Origin of the sequence: Salinivibrio sp. MA427 (assembly GCF_001996115.1) — a bacterium.
GTDB classification, from domain to species: Bacteria; Pseudomonadota; Gammaproteobacteria; order Enterobacterales; family Vibrionaceae; genus Salinivibrio; species Salinivibrio costicola.
In genome coordinates this window covers 1-7,420 of sequence record NZ_MUFH01000118.1, presented here as the reverse complement: position 1 = coordinate 7,420, position 7,420 = coordinate 1, and the positions used below count along the sequence as shown (strand labels likewise).

At 48.0% G+C, this 7,420-nt stretch carries 8 protein-coding genes and 1 pseudogene; all 9 read right to left on the bottom strand.

The genetic code is table 11. The features are described from left to right. Positions 1-473 (bottom strand): annotated as a pseudogene (locus BZG79_RS09005) (hypothetical protein); the annotation flags it as partial. 15 nt (positions 474-488) lie between these two features. Continuing rightward, positions 489-1,406, bottom strand: a complete 918-nt coding sequence (locus BZG79_RS09000; RefSeq protein ID WP_077461933.1) for a type II secretion system F family protein — start codon at positions 1,404-1,406, stop codon at positions 489-491. Continuing rightward, complete coding sequence (locus BZG79_RS08995; RefSeq protein ID WP_108743258.1) at positions 1,403-2,686, bottom strand: CpaF family protein; 1,284 nt, start codon at positions 2,684-2,686, stop codon at positions 1,403-1,405. Before BZG79_RS08995 ends, BZG79_RS09000 begins: the two co-directional genes overlap by 4 nt. Continuing rightward, positions 2,683-3,933, bottom strand: a complete 1,251-nt coding sequence (locus BZG79_RS08990) for a hypothetical protein (protein ID WP_077461931.1) — start codon at positions 3,931-3,933, stop codon at positions 2,683-2,685. Before BZG79_RS08990 ends, BZG79_RS08995 begins: the two co-directional genes overlap by 4 nt. After that, entirely contained in the window at positions 3,933-4,427 is a 495-nt protein-coding gene (locus BZG79_RS08985; protein ID WP_077679721.1) for a hypothetical protein, read from the bottom strand. Before BZG79_RS08985 ends, BZG79_RS08990 begins: the two co-directional genes overlap by 1 nt. Next, positions 4,424-5,752, bottom strand: a complete 1,329-nt coding sequence (locus BZG79_RS08980; protein ID WP_242413601.1) for a pilus assembly protein N-terminal domain-containing protein — start codon at positions 5,750-5,752, stop codon at positions 4,424-4,426. The genes BZG79_RS08985 and BZG79_RS08980 overlap by 4 nt, the downstream gene beginning before the upstream one ends. A gap of 9 nt (positions 5,753-5,761) precedes the next feature. Further along, positions 5,762-6,565: a Flp pilus assembly protein CpaB gene (cpaB, locus tag BZG79_RS08975; RefSeq protein ID WP_077774228.1), complete on the bottom strand. Its 804-nt coding sequence runs from the start codon at positions 6,563-6,565 to the stop codon at positions 5,762-5,764. A 105-nt stretch (positions 6,566-6,670) separates the two neighbouring features. Then, positions 6,671-7,117, bottom strand: a complete 447-nt coding sequence (locus tag BZG79_RS08970) for a prepilin peptidase (protein WP_077774227.1) — start codon at positions 7,115-7,117, stop codon at positions 6,671-6,673. Positions 7,118-7,147: 30 nt separating this feature from the next. Then, positions 7,148-7,372 carry a Flp family type IVb pilin gene (locus BZG79_RS08965; protein ID WP_077774226.1) on the bottom strand — a complete coding sequence of 75 codons (225 nt, stop codon included), beginning with the start codon at positions 7,370-7,372 and terminating at the stop codon, positions 7,148-7,150. Between the last annotated feature and the right edge of the window lie 48 nt (positions 7,373-7,420).

Genomic DNA, 7,420 nt, shown 5'->3' with positions numbered 1-7,420 from the left:
CAAACAGCCATCAGATCGAGCATGTAAGGCAGTCGATTAGAAATGGCTTTCACCAACGCCCGTTTACGTAGGTTGAGATAGGCATCGGGGCCAATGATGATGATCACCAGCCACACTAAGCCACCAATCAAAAGCCAAGTATTCGGCCATTGTTGCAGTTGGCTCAATAAAAATATACCAACGCTACCCGCAAGCAATACCGCATACTTCATCGGCATAAATAACCGGCTCCAACGCTTATCGTAAATACCGGCCGCGAGAAATTTTTGTTCCACCTCATGGGTGTCATTAGACACCAGCTGGTTGATAAAGGCGCCAAACTTATCCCATAGTGGGGTTGTTGTTTGATCGGTTGAGTTCTCAATATTAAAGTCACGAAATTGGCGTTTTTTACGCGACTGTCGCAATGCACCAACAGCAAGCACGCAGCCGACAAGTAGCAGTATTAAAAAAATCCATTGATGCTGTGCCATCATGATTCCCTTTTATCAGCGCACACTTTTCATTAATCCCCAAACGATGGCGATCCCAATCGCTTCACTAATAAGGACATAATAAAGAATCACTTTGCCATCGGGGTCAAACATCACAAACTCAAAGTTTTCTGGGCTGAGATATTGCAAAACAAACAGGAAAAAAAACGGAATCGCCGCGACGATTTTCGCCGATGTGCGCGCCTCAGACGTTAACGCATATTTTTTCTTATCAATCGAGCGGGCATTAAACATCATCCGATTAAGCCGCATCATAATATCTTTGAGTTGGCCACCACGCTGCATATTGGCGCGCAGCGTGATCACAAAAAAGTAAAACGATGGGTAAGGATAACGGCGACAGGACTTTCGAAACACGTCGTCAGGAGACTCACCAAGTTGTAAACGTTTCCCCATAATGCGGAACTCACGACCAATGTCACCTTCGAGCGTATTACCGACATACAAAATAGCATGCATGATACTTTCACCGGCAGACACTGCACTGGTCATCATATTCAACGCATCCGGGAATGCTGTTTCAAACATTTTTTGTTCGCGGTTTTGAAGCCAACGGTAAAATATCAACATACCCGCAAGCACAAAAGGCGGCGTAACTATCCAGATGGGCTCCCGTAAAAACTGGTTGTTAAATTGAATCGATGCAAAACAAAGGCCCGCTAAAAGTGCGGCTAACTTAATATTTGGGCGCTCTCCCAGCTGTTTCTTAAAGTTGCTCCAGCGCAGTAGAATGTTTTCCCATACACTCCTATCGGCCAGGGAACGTAAATCAACCGCTTGCTGGTTTGCCATCACGGATTCAACGAACTCAGTTCGATTAAATTCTTCGAGATAATCATAGCGTTTGTGTTTTTTCAGCCAAGGAACAATCAATAACCCCAACCCAACCATCAGCATTACAAGGTAAATCACATGCCCTCCCCGGCTATGAATGCAGACGAAAGCTTTTCCTCAAGCCCAAAGAAACGTGCTTTTTCCATCAACACCGAACGTTGCATGAGTCCTGCCGTCATAAAGTTGCCACGCACTTTCCCTTCACCAGACTGCTGATAAACCGGTTGAAAGCGAAAAATCTCCTCCATAACCACATTTGCGCCCTCTAATCCAACCACTTCGGTAATACTCATCACTTTACGGCTACCATCATGCAACCGGCTGATTTGGATCACCAAATCGACAGCACTAACGATGGTGCGCCGAATCGCTTCTAGCGGGAGGTTACTGTTTGCCATCATCACCATCGATTCAACCCGAGCCAGTGCGTCGCGAGGTGTATTGGCGTGCAGCGTTGACATGGATCCGTCGTGACCGGTATTCATGGCCTGGAGCATCTCAAACGCTTCGGCCCCACGGCACTCACCCACAATGATCCGATCGGGACGCATCCGTAGCGAGTTAATCACTAAGTCGCGTTGATCGACTAAACCTGTATTTTCAATCCCTGCGGTCCGCGTTTCTAATCGCACCACGTGAGGTTGCTGCAACCGTAACTCCGCGGCGTCTTCGATGGTAATGACCCGCTCATTTTCACCAATAAACTGGGACAAGGCATTGAGCATGGTCGTTTTACCTGAGCCTGTTCCCCCGGATATTAAAATATTGAGCCGACAATGCGCGGCAATCATTAATAGTTGGGCCATTTCTGGGCTCATTGCCCCGAACTCACACAGCTTCTGTAGATCAATACTCTGTTTTTTAAATTTACGGATTGAAATCGCGGTGCCGTCAATGGATATCGGCGGAATAACAATATTAACGCGGCTACCATCTTCTAAGCGCGCATCACAAGTAGGAGACGATTCATCCACCCGACGACCAACCCGTGAAGCAATACGCTTGGCGATTTCACGCAACTGACTTTCATCAATAAAGGTCACCGGTGCGGGCTCAACTAAACCGTTACGCTCAATATAAACGGAATCAGGTCCGTTGATCATAATGTCGGTGATGGTTTCATCGTCCATTAAATTTTGCAGTGGCCCCAGACCAATCAGCTCGTCGGTTAAGTATTTAACGAACTCATTTTTTACCGTGCTACTTAATGGCCATTGCTCACGATTGATGAGTAGCTCAACCGCGCTCTGGAGTTGCTTTTCAAGATCTTCACGCGACACATCCGCAATCACATTCGGGTCTAAGGCATCAAAGACCTGCTTACGGATCTTTACATAGACTTCCTTGGTGCCTATCACTCAACGTGCCTCTTTTGACGCCACAAACCGGTGAAAAAATTGAACACTGAACGGCGCTCTGTTGACTCACCTATCACCAAGGAAGCCAATTTACGCGTCGGACCAGATGCCTTTATTTTAGCCTGCGCGACTCGGTTTCCCTCCAACACAAGCTCGCCAATTTTCCCCGAAAAGGGGATCACGACATCAAGTGGGCATTGAAGAAACTTCTCTATATCTGCCCCCGTCACGGTGGCAAACTTTTCCGGTATACAGTGGTTTAGTACCAGGATGAGGCGCGGCCGCGATGCTTCATCGACTTTGTCAATGGTCATTTTTAATCGTCCGGCATCACGTAATGCTGATACAGTTGGGCTAACCACCAAAATAATGCAGTCACTGTCTAACCAACGCGCTTGGTTACGATGCGTAAAGCCCGACGAACCCGAGACATCTTCAACAATGAAGTTGCATTCTGATGAGAGTATATCCGCGGCATTATTGTGGTAATCATTCAGTTCGTCGAAACTGTACTGTTTGGAGGTCAGTGATAGAACAGAGAGCATGTCACTGTGTTTGGTGAGTAAGCTTTGCGCTGCCGATAGATCAAGGCTTGAAGAAAACGCGCCTTTTTGCACCTCCCGCTTTTCAAACTTCTTTAGCCCTAACATAATATCTAGGTTGCCACTGGTGTAATTATGGTCAACCACAATGCATGATGCGCTTTTATCGGTGACCAATTGATGCGCTAACTCAGACGTGATCAATGTCGTGCCAACCCCTCCTTTAGCGCCAATCACCGATATTCTTTTCGCGCGACGGTTTTGGCCAGGTCCACGATTACGCTGACGGTTATCACTGACGCTACGGACAAAATCGATCAGCTCTTGTTTCGTAATTGGCCAAAATAAGTAATAAAATCCCATCTCTTTGAGATTACGAATCGTTGAGATCGCATCCTCACTGCCAATCACAATCACAGAGGCATGACTTGGCAATAAGTGGCTAATACGACGAGCATCCCCCGTCACATCCTGACTGCTATTCAACTCAACCAATACGATTTCAACACTCTGTTGACGAACGTGATCCGTGATCGCCATGTCTGAGTTTTTGCAGATCTCTGGCGTTGCGACGCCCTCAAAACGAAACGCTTCTTCCACCAAAGAACGACAGGGAGCGGTTTGATAGAATAATACCGACGTAATCTTCTCGCGTTCGTCTTGCTGAGATTGATTACTTTTTAATATATCAACGAGATCAAACATCAGTATTCGCCTTCTTCATGACTGAGGCCACGTTCAGGACGCACCTTGGAGAGCCAGCGATTCTGTGTCACCACACAACCGGTTTTATTCTGACGCACATCGGCTATTTTAACGGGATGACAAGCTTGTGGTTTTACCTGGTAAGTCACCACTGAAACGCGCCAATCTCCGTCTTCCAGGGCCGCCGAACGACGCCGAATATTTTGACTTTCTACTCCCAACTTCAATAAATAACGTTGCGCTTTTTTCGCCGCCTGTTCACCGCGAGGGGTGTTATAGTCAATCGTAATAGGTTGAGTAAGTACTAACTTCTGATGATGAGAAGCAAAACGAGTAAATTGCTCAAAATCACTCTGCGACGCGGATGTTGATAGCGTTAACTGATAAGTTACTGGCGCCAGTAAAACTTGAGTTCCCTCGGTTTGATAAGCGGGTGTACAGCCCCACAGCCCACTCATTAGGAGGGTGCCGACTAGCCATAATGTCACTTTCATTGGATAAAGCCTCCTTTACGCAACCATTGGCGCAATGGTGCTTGCTCAGGCACCGCGTCTAATGCGAAAAAGCGCTCAAGCGTCGACGTTCGCTGAATTTGTGGGATAACCACTTGATCTGATTGTATGGGTTTGACCAAATTCACTTTGGCGACGATCACCAGCTCAGTCTTGTTACGTTGCGTTTCGGTATGACGAAACAGCGCCCCTAAAATAGGAATATCACCGACAAAGGGTATTTTCGATAAGGATTCACGCTCTTCACTGTTCAACAAGCCACCGAGCACAAAGCTGTCGCCGTCTCCCAGCTCAACCGTAGTGCGGGCTCGGCGTGTTTTTAATGCCGGCAAATCATAGGCGTCATTGCTGTATTGCGCATCCAAAGAGCTCACCTCCGGCATTAATGCGAGTTTGATCTTATCGTCCCTGTGTACGTTCGCCGCCAATTCTAGTTTGACCCCATATTCGCGATACTGCACATTCACGCCACCATCAATACGAGTGACGACAGGCAGTTCACCACCGACAAGAAAGCTGGCTGTTTCACCCGATAACACCGATAAATTGGGCTCTGCGAGAATTTGTCCGACATTATCATCGCCAACCGCACTGATGACGGTGAGGATGTCGCTGGCACTAAAACTCTTCAACGGATTAACAAAGATCCCGCTGCCTCGACCGCCCGAGCTAAAATTAACACCAAACTTTTCCATAAACGAATTGGAGACTTCCGCCACGGTTAATTGCACATTGACTTGCTTGGTCGTGGCCACCTCTAAGTTATTGACAATCCCGTCGTAGCGATAACGGCGCATAAACTCGAGGTTGTAGGTATTTTCTCCCGTATTCCACTCAACTTCTTCTTCAGTGGCTGACTTTGCTAACAGCTCACCCACCAAGCGTTCGATACTTTTTTTCTGCGTTTCGCTGGCCACCCGACCGCTGAGTACCACTTGATTAGCCAAATTATCAATTGAAATATCGAGATCCGGATAACGCAGCTGAATTTGTTGCTGAATATGGACCATACTTTGGTTCACGACCAATTGACGTGCCGCCATGGTATTGCCTGCTTCATCAAATACCAGTAACGAGGTTGTGCCAACCGCTTTACCAAACGCTACAATTTTTCGCTTATCGATAACTTGGTAGTCTGCTATCGCGGGATCAGCGACGAATACCGAGCCAATCGTTTGATTGACTTGCAATGCTTCTGCCTGGCCTTTGGCGATATTCATCACCATAGGGGCAGAATGGGCCGCCATCGCGACCCAGCTCAACAATAATGCCAACATCCAGCGGCGACAAAAGTGCGGCGCTTCCATACAAATTCCTTATTTTATAACGGCAGTATCAGCCCGAAACTCTGTAATCGCTCGATAGTCATCTAGAACATCGCCAGCGTTGGCGGACATATCTTTAGGCGACGCTTTGCCCAGCGACTTGTGAACCTCAAGTTGGGCGATGCGTTTGGCAATGGTCATGGTGGCCACTTGCTTACGGGTAAGCTCCAAAATCAAGGTGGTGTCCGTAGAAGCCGGTTGATTGCGGGTCGCCTCTTGACGCGATTGCGCAACTTTGAGGACTTTCACGCCCATTAATACAGGCGCGAGGGACACACCGCGAAAGCTACGCACTGTGGTCTCATTGGCAAGGTTTTGATCGGTGGAGGCAAGCGCCATAATATCGACCAATGCCCCAGCGCGCACCGCCCCACCGACCACTGAGGTTGCTGAGACTTCAAGCGGAAAGGGAATACGATCGGCTTGTGTGACGTAATCGAGATAATCTTGGCTTTGCGGAGACACTACTGCGTCCGGATAGAGAATATCGCCGGCCGCCAGTGATCGTCTGGCTAATAAAGCCTCGCCATTGGTTTCGGGGATTGCCATATCAGCGTCAATACCCATTTGGTTGGCTTTGTTCTCTGACCAGGTTTCGATGATCAGATTATCTCGTGCAATCGTCTCACCACGGTCGAGCCCAGATTTCAACGTTATCACCTTGTAGACAACCTCGGGTGATGCTGTTGACGCCTCAGTTTGCACCGGCTGCGTCGACTGATTGGGCTGCAATAAACCGTACAGGCCGATGGCAATGGCCAAAAAGGCAATCAAGGAGAGTAATTTTGAATTCATAGTCCCTCTAAACAACCGGAAACCACGGTGGGAAGCGATAGTTGTATCGATCAAACATATAAGAGGAGCGGCGACGTTACATTGCGTACACCGCCATCGTGAATATCACTGTGCGACACTCGCTAAGGTAAGCCATATGGCGAACATCCCCGATGGCGCGATAGCAACGGCATAAGGCACACCACGGGCACGCCATTCGGGCTTTCCTAACCAGCTGGCCAGCAAAAGCCCGACAGCGACTAGGCCGCCCAAAATGGCCATTAAAAACAACATCCATGGCCACCATTGTTCGCTCACCGCGAGACTTATCGCTGCTAGCAGCTTCACATCTCCAGCACCGCACATACCGAGCCAAAATAAAGCAAAGCCGGCCACCAAAACTAAGCTAGCCTGTATTAGCGCATTACCGACAGGGAGCTGAGCCCAGTAAACAATGCCCCCTGCAACCACAGTGATTACCGCTAGCACCCAATGTTCGATAGTGCGTCGTCTCAGATCGCTAACCATACACACCAGCAAACAGGAACCAATCAATAATGGCAGAGCAATCACTGTGATTAAGGCCTACTGCTTAGTTTTACCTTATTCCTTAATAGTAGCGGCAGTGTTTACATTCTCAGTGATTTTACTGATTGCGTTAGTTAAGGCGCCTTTAAGACCGCTGTCACCATCCCCTTGGAACACCGCAAGCACAATCGCAGAAATCGCGACACCGATAATCGCATATTCGATGGCGGTAACACCGCGCTTGTCTTTGGCAAACGACTCCAGTGCTAAACGGGTGTTGACATACATTTCAGTTAACATACGCATTTCTTCCTTTAATTTTTTTACCCATCACGTGAACAATAATTG